The sequence below is a fragment of the Rhizobium sp. BK060 genome, from assembly GCF_014193145.1.
GTDB lineage: Bacteria > Pseudomonadota > Alphaproteobacteria > Rhizobiales > Rhizobiaceae > Rhizobium.
Genome location: NZ_JACHYW010000023.1, coordinates 59,939 through 78,330, shown reverse-complemented (window position 1 = coordinate 78,330; position 18,392 = coordinate 59,939). Strand labels below are relative to the sequence as shown.

Here is an 18,392-nt window from a genome sequence, read left to right as displayed (position 1 = left end):
TGTAGCCTGATCGTATCAGGCGATTGCTTCGGGAGACGCTGGCCGAGCCGGAGCTATGTGCTCGTCCGACTTGTATTCGGCGGCTGAAATCGGCCTGCCGTTTTTCGCGACGGCATTAGCCTGTATTAAAAGCCTGAGTGATGCAACCCTGTCTTCTGAATTAGCAATCGGACGCCATTCTCGGATGACGACCGCAAATGGCGCATTCCAGCCGAAATCGCTGCTCTAAGGAGCAAAAGTCTTCTGACAGTCACTGCCGTTTCCAACTTGTGCAGCGTTCAACGTCTTTTCGCGGCGCGCGCTTCTCTGCGGGGTCGGCTTGGTGAAGATCGGGAACGAAGCCGATTAGCCCATCTATGCTCTACCGCCACGCCCAATCCTGCCCGCCGGTTGGTCGCGGATTGTTGCCAGCGCGCCAAATGCGCGACGCCCTCGTCCCGCATGCCAAGCGAGCGCCGCATACATCGACGCTTACAGCAGTGAGAATGATCAATCCTTCGCCGGCCCGTCTTGCGTTGCCTTTAGGAGGTTGTCGCGCAGCCGTACCACGGATTTCTGCACGACCGGAAAGTCCTCGCCGAGGCCGGTGGCTTCCACCAGTGGCGCGCCGGGAACCGCCTCAACCAGATTGCGTCCGGCCGGCGTCAGGCTCAGTCGCACCTGCCGCTCGTCAGCGGGATCGCGTTTGCGTTGGATATAGCCCAGGGACTCAAGTTTCTTGAGCATCGGCGTCAGCGTGTTTGATTCCAGGAAGAGCTTTTCGCCGAGCGTTCCTACGGTCTGGTCGTCCTTCTCGGAGAGGGCGACCATTGCGATATACTGGGTGTAGGTCAGATTCAGCTTGTCGAGGATCGGCTTGTATGCGCGGCCGAAGGCCAGATTTGCCGAGTAGACCGCGAAGCATAAAAAGTTGGAGAGCTTGTTGCTCTTGCTGTCGCTCTCGCCGGAAGAGGGCGCTCCTGTCTCCAGGTTCTTGGCGGTTTTGGATGCGGACATGGGAGATCCTATTCGGCTGTTCGTTCTGCTTTTTATATAAATCGCATCCGATTAAATCGCAATGGTATTGACAATGCATTTTCATCGACCTATTTAGATCGTATCCGATTAAAGCGGATACGATTAACAAATCCCAGAAAGGATTTTACCATGACCGAGAAACTCCTCTTTACCGGCAAGACCCACAACAAGGGCGGTCGCAATGGTTTCACACGCAGCAGTGATGGCGAGCTTGACCTTCAGTTGTCGCAGCCGCACCCGGCGGCCGAACGCCTCTTCGGCGCTGCTTGGTCGGCTTGCTTCATTGGTGCCATTGAGGTCGCTGCAGCGCAAAGAAAGATCAAGCTGCCCGTTGAGCCCGAGATCGACACGGAAATCGATCTGAACGCCGACGGTGGTTCCTACTTCCTGCGCGCACGCCTGAACGTCAGCGTGCCGGGCATTGAGCGTGATGTCGCCGAGGAACTCATCCACGCAGCGCATGAGATCTGCCCGTATTCTAAGGCAACGCGCGGCAACATCGACGTGGCGCTCAACCTCGTTTGAAGGGATGAGAACGCTCTCGGCGAGAACCAATCCAAAGGTATCGCCAACACCATCATGCAACGGGATGCGCGCCGCCTTCAGTGAAATCGTGCCCGCATCCCGAGCAACCTCAAGCACAGGAGGATATCATGACAGCTCCAGTATCATCGATCACACGGCGTAGCCTGCTTGGATGCGCGGCGGTTGCCGGCGTCGTCAGATCGCGGACTCGCCGGTCGGTCTGGCAGCATGGATGATCGACCACGATATCCGCAGCTACGAGATGATCGCACGCGTCTTCGATGGAAAGGCCGAAGGCCTGACGCGGGACGATATCCTGGACAACATTACATTCTACTGGCTGACGAACACGGCCGTCTCGTCGGCGCGGCTCTACTGGAAAAACAAGCTGGCGTTCTTTGCCGTCAAGAATGTCACCATTCCGGTCGCCGTTAGCGTTTTTCCGGATGAGATCTATGCGGCTCCGCGCAGCTGGACGGAACGCGCCTATCCGAAGCTCATCCACTACAACAAGCTCGACAAGGGCGGGCACTTTGCTGCTTGGGAGCAGCCGAAGGGCTTCGCTTCGGAGCTCAGAGCGGCCTTCCGCTCGCTGCGGTCGGCGTAGGGGCGGTTAGGACGGCGCTTCAGCGGCGCCGTCTCTTTGGTGACGGTAATCTGCGCGAAGAAGGTCTCGGGAAACCGCCGGATCGAAGGAAAACCAGGAATGCGTGACGTCGTCGAATTGCAGTTCGATCTTACCCCTCCCACTCGGGAACAGATGGAGCAGCTGGTGGCGGACCTCAGCGAGGAGGATCGCCATCTGCTTTTGGAGCATGGTGAGGAGGCGCCATTCTGTGGCGTGTTCCTCCACGAGCGACGCGAGGGGTTTTTTACCTGCCGGCTCTGCGGACTTCCGCTGTTCAAGGCCGTTGCGAAATTCGAAAGCGGTACAGGCTGGCCGAGCTTCACGGCCCCGGCAGCCGACAATCACCTGCGGCGCGTTCGTGATACCCGCTACCGCATGCTCAGAACGGAAATTGTTTGCGCGCGTTGCAACGCGCATCAGGGGCACGTCTTTCCCGACGGCCCGCCTCCGACAGGCGAGCGCTTCTGCATAAACTCAGGGTCGCTCGAATTCACCCCGAAAGGGCAGCCGCTTCCTGACAAGCTTGGTCGCGGTGGCCCGGAAGGAGCGCCAGCACGATAGATGCTCGCCGCCGGAGCGCAATCGTCGCCGTCGAGACGGCGATTGCTCCGGCCCACAGGCAGTTTTAACCGATCATCAACGCTGATGGGCGACTTCCCCGCGATTTGTCGCAAATGGGGTGCGGCCCAGTCTGTAGATGATTGCGCAATGCACAGGTCCGTCTATTTTGGCCGCATCATCTCGGCGCTTGTGGCAACACTTCGCGCACAACCGGGGCAGGGGATCATGAAAGCGGCCTTCCATACGACCTTGGGGATCGTAGTCCTTCTACCAGCAGCGGCCTTGGGTCAGTCAGGCGGTTGGCAACCCAATGGCAGTGGTATGAGCACCTGGCATGTGTCGCCATCGGAAGGCACCTGCAACGTCAGTCAGGCGCAGAACCGGGCCCGCCGCGCTGGCATCTACCGCACCGACCTTGTCTATCGCGACGAGAACGTTCTGACGCTGAGGGGACTGACCGAATGGGGCGATCGCCGGGAGATCACCTTTGCCAACATCCGAGGATGTCCTGAGGTCGGATTTCAAGATATGCAGCAGAGCCAACCCGGACGAGCGCCCACCAATCGATGACTTGACGTCGCACGGCTCGCCGGCGTAACTGAGCGCGACGGTTCCCCAAGGACGACTCTAAGGGGATTAATAGGGAACATGGTGAGGACGACCCAAGAGGGACCAAAACCGTGGCTGCCCCCGCAACTGTAGGCGGATTGTCGCTCATCCGAGGTCGTTTAGGACCATGTCACTGCGAACCAATCGCGGGAAGGCAGATGAAGGCATATATCCGTGAGCCAGGAGACCTGCCGTCAATCACGATCCAATCACCCGGGCGGGGATGCCCGGAAAGGAACAGCCATGATTGACCTGAGCCTTCGCCGATATAGAGCACACATCCGTCTCGATTGGGTTTTCCGTCGCTAGCGTTAGCCCGGCGTGCCGTCATTCCTAGCGGTTGCGCCGGCAATGAACGCTGGCCCCTTTCCTCCTAATCGAGATTGCCTATGCGTAAATTTCTTGCAGCCATTGCGCTTGCCTTCGGCTTTGCTGGCTTGGCGGCGCCAAGTCTTGCCGCCACCCAGTATCCATTGACCATCAACAATTGCGGCCGCGAGGTCGTCTTCAATAAGGCGCCGGCCAACATCGTATCGGTCGGTCAGGGCATGACCGAAGTTCTTTTCTCGCTCGGGCTGGCGGACAGGATTGCCGGAACGGCAGTCTGGGTCGGCCCGGTTTTGCCGCAATATGCCGAAGTCAACGCGAGGATCAAACGGCTTGCCGACAACGATCCGAGCTTTGAATCCGTCGTCGGTCAGGAACCGGATCTGGTCGCCGCCGAGTTTGAGTGGCACGTCGGTCAGCAAGGGTCCGTCGGCAAGCGGGAGCAATTCGCCGAACTCGGCATCAATACCTACATCGCGCCGGCGGATTGCGTCGCCAAGGTCAATGCCGACAGCGGCGACGGCGTTCGCAAGGAACTGTTCACGATGGACCTGATCTATCGGGAGATCGCTGAGTTGGCCGAAATCTTCGACATCACGGAGCGCGGCGATGCGCTCATCGCCGAGCTGCAGCAACGCGAAGCGCGGGCCGTCGCATCGGTTGCCGGTGCCGCTGCAAAGAACCTCCCGGTCGTCTTCTGGTTCTCCAGCAAGGAAATCAACGGCGATGCATTCATCGCCGGAAAGAACAGCGCCCCGGCCTATGTCCTGAAGATGCTCGGTGCGAAGAATGTGGTCGCGACAGACGAGGAGTGGCCGCTCGTCGGCTGGGAGACGATTGCAGAGGCCAATCCGGCTGTGATCGTCGTAGCGACGATGGACCGGCGCCGCTATGCGGCGGATGACCCCACGGTAAAGCTCAACTTTCTGGCAAAGGACCCGGTCACGAGCCAACTCGATGCCGTCAGGAATAAGCGCTTCGTCATGATGGATGCCCAATCGATGAACCCGACGATCCGGACGATCGACGGGATCGAGATACTGGCGAAGGGCATCAATTCCTTCGGTCTGGCGCAGTGAGCGGCGCCATTTTCAGGCAGTCGGTATGGTGGGCGCATGGTGCGCTCGCCATTGCTGCATTCTCCCTGCTCGCTCTGATGATCGGTCTCGCCGTTTCGATCGGGGAGATATCGATCCCGCTGGCGACGACCGCGAAAGCGGTGTCGAACCGCCTCCTCGGTACGACTTTCGAGCTTAGCCGCATCCATCAAGGCATCATCTGGGACTATAGATTGAGCCGAGCGTTGGTGGCCGCAAGTGCCGGGGCGTCGCTCGCGCTCAGCGGCGCGGTTCTGCAGGCGTTGCTGCGAAACCCGTTGGCCGAACCCTACGTGCTCGGCGTTTCCGCAGGAGCCTCGACCGGCGCGGTTGGCGTGATGCTGCTCGGCTTCGGCTATGGTGTTCTCAGTCTGTCCAGCGGCGCCTTTATCGGCGCCGTGATCGCATTCCTGCTCGTTGCCTTTCTTGCGGCAGGCGCCGGAGGCACTAGCGAACGCATCATTCTTTGCGGCGTCGCCGGATCGCAGCTCTTCAATGCGGCCACCTCCTATATCGTCACGACCTCGGCAAATGCCGAGCAGGCGAGGGGCGTCATGTTCTGGTTGCTTGGCTCGCTGAGCGGTATCCGCTGGCCTGACGTCTATCTGGCCGTGCCGGTGACGGTGCTCGGCTTCGTCGTTTCGCTGTTCCATGTGCGGGCGCTGGATGCCTTCGTCTTCGGAACGGACGCGGCGGCATCGTTGGGTATTGCGGTCAGGCGTGTGCAGGTGGTGCTTCTTGGAACAACGGCGCTGATGACGGCAACCGTGGTCAGCATGGTTGGCGCAATCGGTTTTGTCGGACTGGTCATCCCGCACGCCGCGAGATTCCTTGTCGGGCCCACGCATGATCGCCTGCTTCCCGCGACTGTGCTCGGCGGCGCGATCTTCATGGTCGGCGCCGATATCATCTCGCGGATCATCATCCCGCAACAAGTCTTGCCAATCGGGGTCGTCACGGCCTTGTTCGGCGCGCCTGCCTTTGCGGTCATCCTGTATCGCGCTCGGAAGACGGCATGAGCATCAGCCTCGACAATGTGAGCTTTACAGCAGGCAACTCCCTGATCGTCAACGGCGTCAGCCTGACGGTGCAGACAGGAACGATTCTCGGGCTGCTCGGGCCGAACGGATCCGGCAAGTCGAGTCTGTTGCGGCTGATCTGCAGGTTGCGGAAGGTGCGCAGCGGCATTGTTCGTTTGGGCGAGAGCGACGTTTCGACTATGGCGCGGAGCGATCTCGCGCGCCGTGTTGCTTTCGTCGAGCAGCAGGCGACAACCGAGACGCAGTTGACCGCAAAGGATGTTGTGCGCCTCGGGCGCACGCCTCATCGCAGTCTCCTGTCGCCCTTGGGTGCAAAGGATGATGCTGCCGTGGATGAGGCGCTCTCGCGCGTCGGCATGGAAGGCCGAGCGAAGCAACTTTGGCAGACGCTCTCCGGCGGCGAGCGCCAGCGTGTCCATATCGCGCGTGCCCTTGCGCAGAGCCCGACCGAACTACTCCTTGATGAGCCTACGAACCACCTGGACATCCAGCATCAGCTCGAGATCCTGGGCCTGATTTCCAGGCTCGGCGTCACCTGCATCATCGCCCTGCACGATCTCAATCTGGCCGCCATGTTCTGCGATCAGCTGGCTGTGCTCCAGCGGGGTAAAATCGTTGCGACGGGGACGCCGCAGCACGTGCTGACGCGGGATCTGATCGGCGACGTGTTCGGCGTGCAGGCGCATGTCGAGACGTCCTCGATCCATGGGCGGTGCAACATTCAATACATTATCGCCTGACGATGCTGCTGTTGGGCCCAAGCATAGCGGGCTGGACGAACTACCGACGTACGGTGCCCTTCGGGCCTGTTGCTCATCGACAAATACCTCACCAAGAACTGGCACGACCATCCGTGGCGCTGTCAAGGAACGGCGTATGCTACCGTAAAATACGTTGGGTACTCCGCCCAATGCGCTTATGCTGCATCTGCTAACAAAACATGTGTCTGACGGCGCGAGCTGTCCATTCACAGAGCGGACGCAGACCGAGAATACTATCCCGGGCATACGATTTTGATCCCTCGCAGAGAGGGTGGATGAGGGAGCTTTGGCATGCGGTACTCTTCCTATCTTCCGACGACCAGTTTTGCCGCTCAGTTTGGCCCAGCCGGTCTTGCTTTCGACTATGCCTTGGATGCCGCCCAGCGCAGCGTGTTGTTCTGGGATGTCATGCGCAAACGCGGCAACCAGTATAGGGCTCATGCCGAAGCGACGGCGCCGCATGTCCTAAGCTTCACACCCGAAATCGTGCTCGACGGGCGTACGTTCGAGCGGCCGGTCAACTACGCGCTGGTCCGGATCGTCCCGCCTGATGGAATAGAGGTTGACCAGACACGCCGACCTTTCGTTGTCGTCGATCCGAGAGCCGGGCACGGACCGGGCATCGGCGGGTTCAAGGCGGACAGTGAAATCGGCGTCGCGCTGAGAGCTGGGCACCCATGCTATTTCATCGGTTTCCTTCCGCAGCCGGTGCCGGGACAGACGATCGAAAACATTGCTCTGGCGGAAGCGGTCTTTCTGGAGAAAGTCATTTCGCTGCATCCGCAGGCGGACGCCAAGCCCTGTGTGATCGGAAATTGCCAGGCGGGCTGGGCCGTCATGATGCTCGCAGCCATGCGCCCGGAACTCTTCGGATCGGTTATCATTGCCGGTGCGCCGCTTTCCTATTGGGCTGGTGAGCGCCGCAAGTATCCGATGCGCTATACGGGCGGGTTGCTGGGCGGCACCTGGCTCACCGCGTTGACGAGCGACCTTGGCCACGGACAGTTCGACGGCGCCTGGCTGGTTCAGAATTTCGAGAACCAGAACCCCGCCAACACGCTCTGGACCAAGCAGTATAATCTCTACTCGAAGATCGATACTGAGGCGCCGCGCTATCTCGGCTTCGAGGAGTGGTGGGGCGGGCACGTCAGCCTGAACGCCGAAGAGATCCAGTTCATCGTCGACGAGCTCTTCGTTGGCAACAATCTCGCGGCAGGCCGCATCGAGGCATCCAATGGCGAGGCAATCGATCTTCGCAATATTCGTGCGCCGATCGTGGTCTTCTGCTCCAAGGGAGACAACATCACACCCCCCGCACAGGCGCTCGGGTGGATCCTGGACCTCTATGATGACGTGAACGAGATACGGTCGCACGGGCAGACGATCGTCTACACCGTTCACGAAACCGTCGGCCATCTCGGGATCTTCGTGTCCGCCAGCGTTGCCCGCAAGGAGCATGGAGAACTCTCCAGCAACATCGACCTGATCGATGCGTTGCCGCCAGGCCTCTATGAGGCAATCTTCGAGGCAAAGACCGATGAGACCATCGGCGGGGATCTCGTCGAGGGCGATTGGATTATGCGCTGCGAGGCAAGGACGCTCGATGACATCAAAGTATTCGGCTGCAATAGTGCCGAGGACGACCGCCGCTTTGCAACCGTCGCCAAGGTGTCGGATATCAACCTCTCGCTTTATCGCAGGTTCCTCCAGCCTGTTGTCCGCGCGATGGTGCCCGAATGGGCGGCCAGTCAGTTGCGCGAAGCGCATCCGCTCCGGCTGCAGTACGAGCTGTTTTCTGACATCAATCCCCTGATGGCACCGATTGCAGACCTTGCCGTCGATGTTGAGGACGAGCGGCGCCCCGTTGCTGCGGACAATCCCTTCCTGGCGTTGGAACAGGCATTCTCCCGGCAGATTGTTGCGGGGCTGGATGCATGGCGCGAAGCAATGGAGGCCCTAGGCGAGGCGACGTTCCTCTCTGTCTATGGCTCTCCGCTTTTGCAGGCGGCCGTTGGTATCGATCCGTCCGACGCAAAGCCGCACCGGCGCGCGAGCAAAACCGGACTTCATCGTCAGGTCCTTAAGACGAAGGTCGAGGAACTCAAGGCGCAAATCGGCAATGGTGGGCTTCGCGAAGGCCTGGCGCGTAGCCTGCTTTACGTCGCCATGGCGAGCGGCGCAGCCGATGAGCGTGGATTTGCCGCGATCCGTCGGATGCGCGACGCCGAGGACGCAATGCCGGCAATGACGCTGGCGGAGTTCAAGGCGTTGATCCGCGATCAGTTTTTCATGCTGGTGATCGATGAGGAGGCTGCCGTCAATGCGATACCTCGCCTGTTGCCGGCGGAAGAAGACGTTCGCCGCGAAGCCTTGTCGTCTCTCCAGCAGGTCTTGAATGCGCGTGGGCCGCTTTCGGAAGAAGCCGAGCGGCGCTGGCAGAGGGTTATCGGGCTTTTCGATCTCTCCGCAGAGCCGCTTGCCGGACCCGTATCGCCACCGAGGAAACCCACGCCGCTCAAGGCGGTCAGGCGCGCAAACTGAACGAGAGTTGCCGACGGTCGACAACTTGTACTCGTCCTTCAACACGGAGCACGTGCAGATGCCGGATTTGGACAACATCGGGGAAGAAGCCGGGCGTCATGAAAAGTATGAACGGCTGATCGCAAAGGCAAAACAGGTGCCGCAGATGCGGACGGTTGTCGCCCATCCTTGTGATGAGACATCGCTGCGTGGAGCGGTCGAGGCGGCCGAGGTTGGGTTGATGCGTCCGATCCTTGTCGGGCCGGGAGAGAAGGTGCGCGCGGTCGCCAAATCTCACGACCTTGATATCTCGCCATTCGAACTGATCGACACGCCGCATAGCGATGCAGCAGCGGCGAAGTCGGTGGAGATCATCCGGGAAGGCGGTGCCAACCTGCTGATGAAGGGGAGCCTGCACACGGATGAGCTCATGCGGGCCGTCACCTCATCGGCTACCGGGCTGCGGACGGCGCGCCGGATCAGCCATGTCTTTGTGATGGATGTGCCGAACTATTCGGAAACGCTTTTTATCACCGATGCCGCAATCAACATTGCGCCGGATCTCGATGCCAAGCGGGATATCATCCAGAACGCGATCGACTTGTTCACACAGGTCGGCCTTGGCGTGCCCCGGGTGGCAATCCTTTCGGCTGTCGAGACCGTCACGTCGAAGATACCCTCGACCATTGACGCAGCCGCCCTCTGCAAGATGGCTGAGCGCGGGCAGATAACGGGTGGCATTCTCGACGGGCCGCTTGCCTTCGACAACGCGATCGATCCGGAAGCGGCCCGGATAAAGGACATCAAGTCGCCGGTTGCGGGACGCGCCCAGATCCTCGTCGTTCCCAATCTCGAGGCGGGCAACATGCTAGCGAAGAACCTGACCTTTCTGGCAAGAGCGGACGCAGCAGGCATCGTGCTGGGTGCGCGCGTGCCGATCATTCTGACATCGCGGGCGGATTCAGTGCGGGCGCGCCTTGCCTCCTGCGCTGTCGCAGTCTTGCTCGCCGATGCGCGCCGTCGCACGGCACCGATACAAGGCGGCTGATGCCATGGACACCATCCTCGTCGTGAATGCCGGTTCGTCCAGCCTGAAGTTCGAGGTGTTTTCGGTCGCGAACTCACTGGCGCGGCTGGTCAAAGGACAGATGGAGGGGATCGGAACGACGCCGCACCTTTCCATCAAGAGCAGTGACGGAGAGCGGCTGGCGAACGAAAACTATCCACCCGAAGCCGTTCCCGACCTGCCGGCGGCGATGCGCCTGGTGGGGGAATGGTTGCGGCAGCGGCAGCAGGGCCGGCTGATTGCCGTCGGCCATCGCGTCGTTCATGGCGGACCGAACCATTCGCGTCCGGCACGCGTCGATGACGATTTGCTCCGTGAACTGGAACGGTACACGCCGCTGGCGCCGTTGCATCAGCCCAACAATCTCGCGCCGATCCGTGTACTGCTGGAACGCCAGCCGCAACTTGCGCAGGTCGCGTGCTTCGACACGGCCTTTCATCGCGGCCATGACCCCATGACGGACCACTATGCCATTCCGGCGCGTTATTTTGATGAGGGTGTCCGGCGCTACGGCTTTCACGGGCTGTCCTACGAATATGTGGCTGGAAGACTGGCCGAGATCGCACCCGCTGTCGGCAGGGGACGGGTTATCGTGGCGCATCTCGGGAGCGGAGCATCGATGTGCGCGCTGTATCAAGGGTTAAGCATCGAGAGCACCCTCGGATTTACCGCTCTTGATGGACTCCCGATGGGCACACGATGCGGACAGATCGATCCTGGCGTGCTTCTCTACCTCCTCCAGCAGCATGGCATGACGGCACCGCAACTGCAGGACTTTCTCTACAAGGAGTCCGGCCTGAAGGGGCTTTCCGGCATTAGCAACGACGTGCGCGACCTGCTTGCCAGCGGCGAGGCGGGCGCAACGCTTGCGCTTGATCATTTCGTCCACCGCATCGGCCTGAATGCGGGTGCGCTTGCTGCCGCCCTCGGTGGACTGGACGCCTTCGTGTTCACGGCGGGCGTAGGCGAAAATTCGGCCGTCATGCGGGCACGGATTGCCAAAAAGCTGGGCTGGTTCGGAGCGTCGCTTGACCCCGAGAGAAACGACACCGGCGACCTGCTCGTCTCGAGCGACGACAGCAAGGTCGCCATCTATGTCGTGCCGACCGACGAGGAACTGATGATCGCACGACATACGTTCGCGCTTATCACTGCGTAGAGAGATCGCGCGATACAGAGCGTTTTGATGCTGAAGAGAGGGCTAATATGATTCCCGAGGTAAAGGCCAAGCTTCTCGAAGGAAAGCGCGGGCTGGTGGTCGGCATCGCCAATGACCAGTCGATCGCCTGGGGCTGTGCCAGGGCATTCCGGGCCTTGGGCGCGGAGCTGGCTGTCACCTATCTCAACGACAAGGCCAAGCCCTATGTTGAGCCGCTAGCTGAGGCACTGGAAGCACTGATCGTCATGCCGCTCGACGTCGCGGTGCCTGGACAGTTGGAGGCCGTGTTCGACCACATCACCGAGCAATGGGGCGAGCTCGATTTCGTCGTGCATTCGATCGCCTTCTCGCCGAAGGATACGCTGCAAGGACGTGTGGTCGACGTACCGCGCGACGGGTTCTTGAAGACGATGGACATCTCCTGCTGGTCGTTTATCCGCATGGCGCATCTTGCAGAACCCCTGATGAAGCGCGGCGGCACCCTGTTCACCATGACCTACTACGGCAGCCAGATGGTGGTGAAGAATTACAATGTCATGGGGGTGGCCAAGGCGGCGCTGGAAAGCGCGGTTCGCTACATCGCTGCCGAACTTGGACCAAAGGGCATTCGCGTTCATGCCATCTCGCCTGGCCCGCTGGCAACACGGGCGGCGTCCGGCATCCCGGAATTCGATGAGCTCCTGAACAAGGCGCAGGAAACGGCACCGACTCGCAGCCTCGTCTCGATCGACGATGTCGGCATGGCAACCGCCTTCCTTGCCCATGATGCGGCGCGATTGATCACTGGTGATACGATCTACATCGATGGCGGTTATCACATCATAGATTGAAGCGACGCGGGCTGGCGCTCTGCGAAGTGCTGTCGAGGCACATAACGCCCGGACCCGTCGCTCGCAATGTGAGCAACGGGTCCGGGCGCAGGCCTTTGACAGCTTCAGGACTTTGCTGCCGCGGCGCGCTGTTTGCGGTATTGCACGGTGGGCAGGCCGCCCCAGCCCCAATTGTCGAGATCGACCTCCTCGATGACGACATAGGTTGATTCAAGCGGTTTGTTGAGCACATCGAGCAGCACCTGGCTGACGCCCTTGATGATAGCGGCCTTCTCAACGGCCGTGACCGAATTGCGGTCAGGCGTGGTTCCTTCGCGGGTAACCTGTACGGTGACGATGGGCATTGCAGTCTCCTTTTTCGGGTTCGATTTAAATGTCGCTATGCGGCGAGCAGGGTGCCGATCTCGGGTTCCAATGTTTCGACATGGGCATATCCGTTGCCGACCCGGCGCTGGGAGCCGAACCGGAATCGCGCGCCCTACCAGCGGCCAGCGTTCTGACCGCCATCGACGTGGAGGATTTCGCCTGTGACGAAGCTTGCCGCCTCGAAATAAAGGACGGCATCGACGACATCGCGAATTTCACCCATTCGGCCGACCGGATGCAGGGTCGAAAGCGCTGCATGCGTTTCCTGCGGATGCATCGGCGTCTTAATCACGCCTGGCGAGACTGCGTTGACGCGAACGCCGGTCTTTGCGTACTCGATGGCCAGCTCCTTGGTGACCGCGTTCAAGCCGCCCTTTGTCAAGGAGGCGAGGGCGGCGGGTACACCGGCGATCGGCTGATTGACCAGGCTGGTGGTAATCGTGACGATGTGGCCCGAGCCCTGTTTCAGCATTTCGGCGATTGCGCGCTGCGTGATGTGAAAGAAGCCGGCGACATTGACGCTCATGTTGTGGTCGTAGTCCTGTTGAGTGAATTCGGTGAATGGCTTAGCGAGGAAAACGCCGGCATTGTTCACCAGTGTGTCGATACGGCCGAAGCGCTCAAGCGCCTCGCGGACGACCCGCTCGGCAGTCTCGGGCTTGCTGATATCGCCGGGGACGGCCAGGATGCCGGTGTCCGAGCTGGGCTCGATCGACCGGGAGGTGGCGACGACGCGATAGTTCCGGTCGCGATAGGCCCGCACCAATTCTGCGCCGATGCCTTGCGATGCGCCGGTGATGATGGCGACCTTCTGTTGCGTGCTCATGGTGTGATCCTTTCAATTGTCGCGGCCGCTACGTTGGGGCCGCCCTACGCCCTCGGCGTTGGTGCAATTGATTTAGATCCATTCGATATTTGGGAGAATTGCCGCTGATTGAGCGACAATAAACCATATTTCGGCATAATCAGGCGAGAGTGCCTGCCGCTGCTGCCATGCGCGCGAACTCGGAGCGCAGGCGTGGAGTGGCGAAATCCACGAAGGCGCGGACCTTCGGCACCGACATACGGCCCTGCGGCGCGAGTAGGTGCACCGGCAGCGGCGGGTGCTCGGCGTCGGCAAGCACGATCTTCAACCGTTCGTCGCGCACATAAGATGCGACATGGTAGGAGTAGAGCCTTGTCAGGCCGCCGCCTGCAGCAGCGGATGCGGCGGCGGCGCGAACGCTGTTGACGATGCACCGCGGCGTGAAGTGAACCGTGCGTGGGATGGAGGAGCCCTTCGCCGGCGTGAAGCTCCAGGACTCCAGGCCGAAGTTACTGAACGCGATGATCTGGTGCTTTGACAGGTCTCCGGGCTCGTCGATGCGCGGATGGCTAGCAAGATAACGAGGAGAGGCGACCACGACGCGTCGCACGTCGCCACCGAGACGCGTGGAGACATGCGAGGAGTCCGACAGGTGGCCGATACGCACGGCAAGGTCGACGCCTTCATCGACCAGATTGACGAATCGATCCAGCATGAGAAACCGCACGGAGACCGTCGGGTGAAGGTCAAGGAAGTCGTCCAGTATGGGGCGCAGCACCTCTTCGCCAAGGATCGGCGGCGCCGAAATTGTCAGCGTTCCGCGCGGGGCCGCCCGCTCGCCGCCCGCCAGCATGTCGGCTTCCTCAAGATCCACCAGCACGCGCCGACAGGCAGCCGCATAGCGTTGACCCGCCTCGCTCAGCTTCAGCGTCCGGGTCGTCCGGTGTAGCAGTTCGACACCGACATGTGCCTCCAGGAAGCTCAGGGCGCGACTGACCGCCGTCGGCGATCGTTTGAGATTGCGGGCTGCTCCGGCGAGACTGCCCTCATCGATCGCCGTCACAAACACCTTCATTGCGTCGATGCGATCCATTCTGCCGCCTCGCGGAATAGTGATTGTCCGGCGGCAAGTATTCACCCGAAATCGGCAGGAAGTAAATACGGAGAGGTGAAGCAAGACAGGTTGCGCTACCGCTCTATCTGTTGGGTAAGCCGGCAGCTGTTCAAGGTTCGATGACGAGAGCCTGGGGTGCGAAGTGCTCGCGGGTGCGAGGATAACCGGCCAAGCCGCCTCTTGCGTTCGCTCAACAAAGGGAGACTGACGATGAAGATCCTGATGGTTTTGACATCGCATGATCAGCTCGGGAATACCGGCAAGCCGACGGGCTTCTGGCTCGAGGAGTTCGCTGCACCTTACTATGTGTTCAAGGATGCGGGTGCCGACATCACCTTGGCGTCGCCGAAAGGAGGGCAGCCGCCGATCGATCCGAAGAGCGACGAGCCAGCCAACCAGACGGGGCGATGGCACGCTTCAAGGGCGATCCGGCAGCTCAAAAGGAGCTTGCAAACACCGTACGGCTAAGCGAGGTTAAAGCGGATGGTTTCGCCACGGTCTTCTATCCCGGTGGCCACGGCCCGATGTGGGATCTCGTCAACGACCAGGACTCGATTGCCCTGATCGAAAATTTCTACAATGCGAGTAAGCCGATCGCCTTGGTGTGTCACGCCCCCGGCGTCCTAAGAAGGGTAACCTACCAGGGGCAGCCCCTCGTCAAGGGCAAGCGCGTCACCGGCTTTGCCAACAGCGAGGAAGAGGCTGTCCATCTCACCGAGGTCGTGCCCTTTCTCGTCGAGGATGAGTTGAAGCGTTTAGGCGGGCACTACGAGAAAGCCGGCGATTGGATCGATTTTACGATTGTCGACGGGCGGCTGATCACGGGGCAGAACCCGGCTTCATCAGGCTCGGCTGCCAAGAAACTGCTGAAGCTCTTGGACGGTTGAACCCGTGGTTGGCGTCGGTTGCATTCTGATACAAATCCGGCGGAACGCGACACATCCGGGATACTTCGGACTGATCCCCTGCAGTCACCATCAACGACCAGTGCGCGAGCATTGGTTAACTGCAAGGGATGACAATGATCCTATTTCTGATCGCCTATCTAGCAGGGGTGCTGACCATCGTCAGCCCCTGCATTCTTCCGGTCCTGCCATTCGTGCTGTCACGAGCAGGTCAGCCGTTTACAAGAAGCATCCTGCCGATGCTGATCGGCATGATCGTGACCTTCGCGGGCGTGGCAACGCTTGCCGCGGTCGGCGGAAGCTGGGCAGTGCATGCGAACGAAATCGGCCGATACGTTGCCATTGCATTGATTGCCGGCTTCGGCGTGACGCTGCTTTCGCCGCGTATCGCGGCGGTGGTAACGCGGCCAGCCGTGGCGCTGGGCAGCCGCTTGTCGCAGCAAGCGAGCGGGAAGAAGGGGAGTGTCGGCACCTCCTTCCTTCTCGGCGTCGCAACCGGTCTTCTTTGGGCGCCCTGCGCCGGCCCGATCCTCGGACTGGTCCTCACCGGCGCCGCCCTGCAAGGGGCAAACGTGCAGACCACGCTCCTGCTGACGGCTTACGCCGCAGGTGCCGCTACCTCGCTCGCAATGGCTGTTCTTGCCGGGGAGAAGGTGTTTGCCGCGATGAAGCGATCGCTCGGCGTCGGCGAGCGTGTGCGGCAGGGCCTTGGCGTTGCCGTCCTGGTCGGCGTCACGGCCATCGCGCTCGGGCTCGATACCGGACTGCTGGCGCGTCTCTCCTATGCCAGCAGCACCGGCATCGAGCAGTCGCTGCTGGACAGGCTGCGCGGCGCTGGCGGTACTGCTGGGAAGCCGGCAGGCAATGCGATGGCACTCGCTGCGAGTGATGCGCGCAAGGGATACCAGAGCGACTTGCCGGTGCTGGGCCGCTTCCAGTCGCTTGACGGTGCTGTGGAATGGTTGAACTCGAAGCCGCTCACGGCCGAAGAATTGCGCGGCAAGGTTGTTCTGGTCGATTTCTGGACCTACTCCTGCATTAACTGCATTCGAACGATCCCTTACCTTCGGGCATGGGCGGAGAAGTACCGGGACCAGGGCCTTGTCGTGATCGGCGTCCATTCCCCCGAATTTGCCTTCGAAAAGCGGATCGACAATGTCCGTCAGGCGATCGACAAGTTCCAGATCGGCTATCCCGTCGCGATCGACAACAACTTCAAGATCTGGCGGGCATTCGGCAACAACTACTGGCCGGCTCACTATTTCATCGATGCGAAAGGCCAGATTCGGCACACGCAGTTCGGCGAGGGAGACTACGAACAATCCGAACGGCTGATCCAGGATCTGCTGGCGGACGCCGCAGGCAGCAAAAGGGTTGACACCGCTACTGTCGTGCTGAACGCCACAGGTGCCGAAGCGGCGCCCGACCTCGCGCGGCTGCAGTCCGGCGAATCCTATATCGGTTATCTCCGAGCTGCGAACTTCATCTCGCCGGAAGGGGTCGGAGCAGACGTTGCACGTGATTACACGGTGGGAAAACCAAGCCTCGATGAATGGGGTCTATCGGGCAAGTGGACCGTAGGGGGCGAGCAGGCCTCGCTTGAGCAGGTCGGTGGAGGCATCACCTACCGGTTTAGTGCACGGGATCTCCATCTCGTCCTTGGGCCTGGAACGGGCGGCAAGAAAGTCCGCTTCCAGGTGACGGTGGATGGCGCAGCGCCGGGGGTAGACCACGGCTCGGATATTGACGCCGAAGGCAACGGTACCGTTTCAGAAACGCGCCTCTACCAACTGGTGCGCCAGTCGAAAGACGTACGGGAACGGACCTTCGAGATCCGATTCCTCGATCCCGGTGTCGAAGCATTCGTCTTTACCTTCGGATGAAAGGGACAGGATCATGAAAACTCGAGAAAAAACCCGTTTGTCGCCGCTGGGTCGCATCGCGCGCCTCGGTCTTGTGGCCCTGGCGGTGATCGGTGGCGGCGGCCTTGCACTGAAATTGACTGGCGGATCGGCGCCTGAAGAGGCCAGGCCCGTTCCCCCGGCCCTGCATGACGTAGCCGCGACATCCGGAATGCAATCGCTGGTGCTTGCCGGCGGCTGCTTCTGGGGCGTGCAAGGGGCGTTTCAGCATGTTGCCGGCGTTGTGAGCGCCACGGCAGGGTATGCCGGCGGGAGTGCCGCGACTGCGACCTACGAGATAACCGAGACCGGGCAGACCGATCATGCGGAGGCGGTGGAGATCGTCTTCAATCCGAAGCAGATCACCTACGGTCAGTTGCTGCAGATCTTCTTCTCCGTGGTTCACGACCCGACGCAGGTGGATCAGCAAGGGCCCGACGTCGGGAAACAGTACCGCTCGGCGATCTTTCCGCTGAGCGACGAACAGGCAAAGGTCGCTTCCGACTACGTTGCGCAACTAGGCAAGGAAGGCGCGTTTGGTCGCCCGATTGCGACTTCAATCGAAATCGGGAAGACGTTCTATCGCGCCGAGGCCTATCACCAGGACTACGTCTACAACAATCCCAGCCAGCCCTATGTCTACATCTACGAGCAGCCCAAGATCGAAGCACTGAAGCGGCTTTTCCCGGTGCAGTACCGGGAGCGTCCAGTTCTCGTTGCAGAGCAGGCAGGCTGACTTTGGCCACAGCGATGCTGTGGGGATGTCGCCTGCGGCATATGGAGGGTCAATACAATTCGGGATCGGGGGTCGGTCGAACCAGCCCGCGCCTACACAGCGATACAGTTCTCACCGCGTCCGAACACATTCGGGATACGCGCAGCCATCAGGCTGAATTCAATCCGCTCGCCGGAAAAATCACAGCTTGCCGGGATTGGCTTAAACGGACCAAGCAATTGAGGAGAAAGCAATGCGCATTCTAGTCACCACTTTTGCCATGCTTGCGTTGGCCGCTGTGCCTTGCGCCTGGGATACCGCTCCGGGTGAACCACCCCCGATCGCGGCACTCTTCTCCCGATTGTCGCCTCCAGCCGATGCTGCCTTGGTGACGACGTCGGCCGATAAAGCACTGCCCCAACGCGCGAATTACTGAGGGGATCCAC

17 protein-coding genes, 2 pseudogenes and 1 riboswitch are annotated in these 18,392 nt (G+C 60.7%); of the genes and pseudogenes, 15 read left to right on the top strand and 4 right to left on the bottom strand.

What is annotated here, in order from left to right:
• Window positions 1-489: 489 nt before the first annotated feature.
• The gene (locus FHT71_RS22885) at window positions 490-996 is read right to left on the bottom strand and encodes a MarR family transcriptional regulator (protein ID WP_007791338.1); all 507 of its coding nucleotides are present in this window, start codon (window positions 994-996) and stop codon (window positions 490-492) included.
• 150 nt (window positions 997-1,146) lie between these two features.
• Between FHT71_RS22885 and FHT71_RS22880 the strand changes: the two genes are divergently transcribed.
• From FHT71_RS22880 to fabI, 11 genes and pseudogenes are all read left to right on the top strand, one after another.
• Window positions 1,147-1,542 (top strand): organic hydroperoxide resistance protein, encoded by a 396-nt coding sequence (locus FHT71_RS22880; RefSeq protein WP_132593015.1) that lies wholly within the window; start codon window positions 1,147-1,149, stop codon window positions 1,540-1,542.
• A 199-nt stretch (window positions 1,543-1,741) separates the two neighbouring features.
• A pseudogene (locus FHT71_RS22875) lies at window positions 1,742-2,149 on the top strand (epoxide hydrolase); the annotation flags it as partial.
• Between the two features lie 99 nt (window positions 2,150-2,248).
• On the top strand, window positions 2,249-2,731 hold the full coding sequence (gene msrB, locus FHT71_RS22870; RefSeq protein ID WP_132593013.1) for a peptide-methionine (R)-S-oxide reductase MsrB: 483 nt from the start codon (window positions 2,249-2,251) through the stop codon (window positions 2,729-2,731).
• Window positions 2,732-2,956: 225 nt separating this feature from the next.
• On the top strand, window positions 2,957-3,301 hold the full coding sequence (locus tag FHT71_RS22865) for a hypothetical protein (RefSeq protein ID WP_037082391.1): 345 nt from the start codon (window positions 2,957-2,959) through the stop codon (window positions 3,299-3,301).
• Window positions 3,302-3,322: 21 nt separating this feature from the next.
• A riboswitch (cobalamin riboswitch) is annotated at window positions 3,323-3,551 on the top strand.
• Window positions 3,552-3,729: 178 nt separating this feature from the next.
• Window positions 3,730-4,746, top strand: coding sequence for an ABC transporter substrate-binding protein (locus tag FHT71_RS22860; protein ID WP_183722160.1), 1,017 nt, complete (start codon window positions 3,730-3,732; stop codon window positions 4,744-4,746).
• On the top strand, window positions 4,743-5,783 hold the full coding sequence (locus tag FHT71_RS22855) for an iron ABC transporter permease (protein ID WP_132593009.1): 1,041 nt from the start codon (window positions 4,743-4,745) through the stop codon (window positions 5,781-5,783). Before FHT71_RS22860 ends, FHT71_RS22855 begins: the two co-directional genes overlap by 4 nt.
• Window positions 5,780-6,544, top strand: a complete 765-nt coding sequence (locus FHT71_RS22850; protein ID WP_132593007.1) for an ABC transporter ATP-binding protein — start codon at window positions 5,780-5,782, stop codon at window positions 6,542-6,544. Before FHT71_RS22855 ends, FHT71_RS22850 begins: the two co-directional genes overlap by 4 nt.
• Before the next feature lie 312 nt (window positions 6,545-6,856).
• Window positions 6,857-9,106 carry a DUF3141 domain-containing protein gene (locus FHT71_RS22845; RefSeq protein ID WP_183722157.1) on the top strand — a complete coding sequence of 750 codons (2,250 nt, stop codon included), beginning with the start codon at window positions 6,857-6,859 and terminating at the stop codon, window positions 9,104-9,106.
• Window positions 9,107-9,164: 58 nt separating this feature from the next.
• Entirely contained in the window at window positions 9,165-10,133 is a 969-nt protein-coding gene (locus FHT71_RS22840; protein WP_132593003.1) for a phosphate acetyltransferase, read from the top strand.
• Between the two features lie 4 nt (window positions 10,134-10,137).
• Window positions 10,138-11,310: an acetate/propionate family kinase gene (locus FHT71_RS22835; RefSeq protein ID WP_132593001.1), complete on the top strand. Its 1,173-nt coding sequence runs from the start codon at window positions 10,138-10,140 to the stop codon at window positions 11,308-11,310.
• A gap of 47 nt (window positions 11,311-11,357) precedes the next feature.
• On the top strand, window positions 11,358-12,140 hold the full coding sequence (gene fabI / locus FHT71_RS22830; RefSeq protein WP_007791369.1) for an enoyl-ACP reductase FabI: 783 nt from the start codon (window positions 11,358-11,360) through the stop codon (window positions 12,138-12,140).
• Window positions 12,141-12,244: 104 nt separating this feature from the next.
• Here the strand turns inward: fabI and FHT71_RS22825 are convergent, their stop codons facing one another.
• The 3 genes from FHT71_RS22825 to FHT71_RS22815 form a co-directional block, all read right to left on the bottom strand.
• Window positions 12,245-12,484, bottom strand: a complete 240-nt coding sequence (locus FHT71_RS22825) for a 4-oxalocrotonate tautomerase family protein (protein WP_132592999.1) — start codon at window positions 12,482-12,484, stop codon at window positions 12,245-12,247.
• A 134-nt stretch (window positions 12,485-12,618) separates the two neighbouring features.
• On the bottom strand, window positions 12,619-13,332 hold the full coding sequence (locus FHT71_RS22820; RefSeq protein ID WP_132592997.1) for an SDR family oxidoreductase: 714 nt from the start codon (window positions 13,330-13,332) through the stop codon (window positions 12,619-12,621).
• A 139-nt stretch (window positions 13,333-13,471) separates the two neighbouring features.
• Window positions 13,472-14,404, bottom strand: a complete 933-nt coding sequence (locus FHT71_RS22815; RefSeq protein ID WP_132592995.1) for a LysR family transcriptional regulator — start codon at window positions 14,402-14,404, stop codon at window positions 13,472-13,474.
• Window positions 14,405-14,635: 231 nt separating this feature from the next.
• Between FHT71_RS22815 and FHT71_RS22810 the strand changes: the two are divergent.
• From FHT71_RS22810 to FHT71_RS22795, 4 genes and pseudogenes are all read left to right on the top strand, one after another.
• Window positions 14,636-15,312 (top strand): annotated as a pseudogene (locus FHT71_RS22810) (type 1 glutamine amidotransferase domain-containing protein).
• 134 nt (window positions 15,313-15,446) lie between these two features.
• The gene (locus FHT71_RS22805) at window positions 15,447-17,213 is read left to right on the top strand and encodes a cytochrome c biogenesis protein DipZ (RefSeq protein WP_183722153.1); all 1,767 of its coding nucleotides are present in this window, start codon (window positions 15,447-15,449) and stop codon (window positions 17,211-17,213) included.
• 13 nt (window positions 17,214-17,226) lie between these two features.
• The gene (gene msrA / locus FHT71_RS22800) at window positions 17,227-17,967 is read left to right on the top strand and encodes a peptide-methionine (S)-S-oxide reductase MsrA (RefSeq protein WP_132592989.1); all 741 of its coding nucleotides are present in this window, start codon (window positions 17,227-17,229) and stop codon (window positions 17,965-17,967) included.
• 232 nt (window positions 17,968-18,199) lie between these two features.
• Window positions 18,200-18,382, top strand: coding sequence for a hypothetical protein (locus tag FHT71_RS22795; RefSeq protein WP_132592987.1), 183 nt, complete (start codon window positions 18,200-18,202; stop codon window positions 18,380-18,382).
• Window positions 18,383-18,392: the final 10 nt, after the last annotated feature.

Coding starts and splice junctions, on each gene's coding strand:
- FHT71_RS22885 (WP_007791338.1), bottom strand. CDS start 996: ATGTCCGCATCCAAAACCGCCAAGAACCTGGAGACAGGAGCGCCCTCT.
- FHT71_RS22880 (WP_132593015.1), top strand. CDS start 1,147: ATGACCGAGAAACTCCTCTTTACCGGCAAGACCCACAACAAGGGCGGT.
- msrB (WP_132593013.1), top strand. CDS start 2,249: ATGCGTGACGTCGTCGAATTGCAGTTCGATCTTACCCCTCCCACTCGG.
- FHT71_RS22865 (WP_037082391.1), top strand. CDS start 2,957: ATGAAAGCGGCCTTCCATACGACCTTGGGGATCGTAGTCCTTCTACCA.
- FHT71_RS22860 (WP_183722160.1), top strand. CDS start 3,730: ATGCGTAAATTTCTTGCAGCCATTGCGCTTGCCTTCGGCTTTGCTGGC.
- FHT71_RS22850 (WP_132593007.1), top strand. CDS start 5,780: ATGAGCATCAGCCTCGACAATGTGAGCTTTACAGCAGGCAACTCCCTG.
- FHT71_RS22845 (WP_183722157.1), top strand. CDS start 6,857: ATGCGGTACTCTTCCTATCTTCCGACGACCAGTTTTGCCGCTCAGTTT.
- FHT71_RS22840 (WP_132593003.1), top strand. CDS start 9,165: ATGCCGGATTTGGACAACATCGGGGAAGAAGCCGGGCGTCATGAAAAG.
- FHT71_RS22835 (WP_132593001.1), top strand. CDS start 10,138: ATGGACACCATCCTCGTCGTGAATGCCGGTTCGTCCAGCCTGAAGTTC.
- fabI (WP_007791369.1), top strand. CDS start 11,358: ATGATTCCCGAGGTAAAGGCCAAGCTTCTCGAAGGAAAGCGCGGGCTG.
- FHT71_RS22825 (WP_132592999.1), bottom strand. CDS start 12,484: ATGCCCATCGTCACCGTACAGGTTACCCGCGAAGGAACCACGCCTGAC.
- FHT71_RS22820 (WP_132592997.1), bottom strand. CDS start 13,332: ATGAGCACGCAACAGAAGGTCGCCATCATCACCGGCGCATCGCAAGGC.
- FHT71_RS22815 (WP_132592995.1), bottom strand. CDS start 14,404: ATGGATCGCATCGACGCAATGAAGGTGTTTGTGACGGCGATCGATGAG.
- FHT71_RS22805 (WP_183722153.1), top strand. CDS start 15,447: ATGATCCTATTTCTGATCGCCTATCTAGCAGGGGTGCTGACCATCGTC.
- msrA (WP_132592989.1), top strand. CDS start 17,227: ATGAAAACTCGAGAAAAAACCCGTTTGTCGCCGCTGGGTCGCATCGCG.
- FHT71_RS22795 (WP_132592987.1), top strand. CDS start 18,200: ATGCGCATTCTAGTCACCACTTTTGCCATGCTTGCGTTGGCCGCTGTG.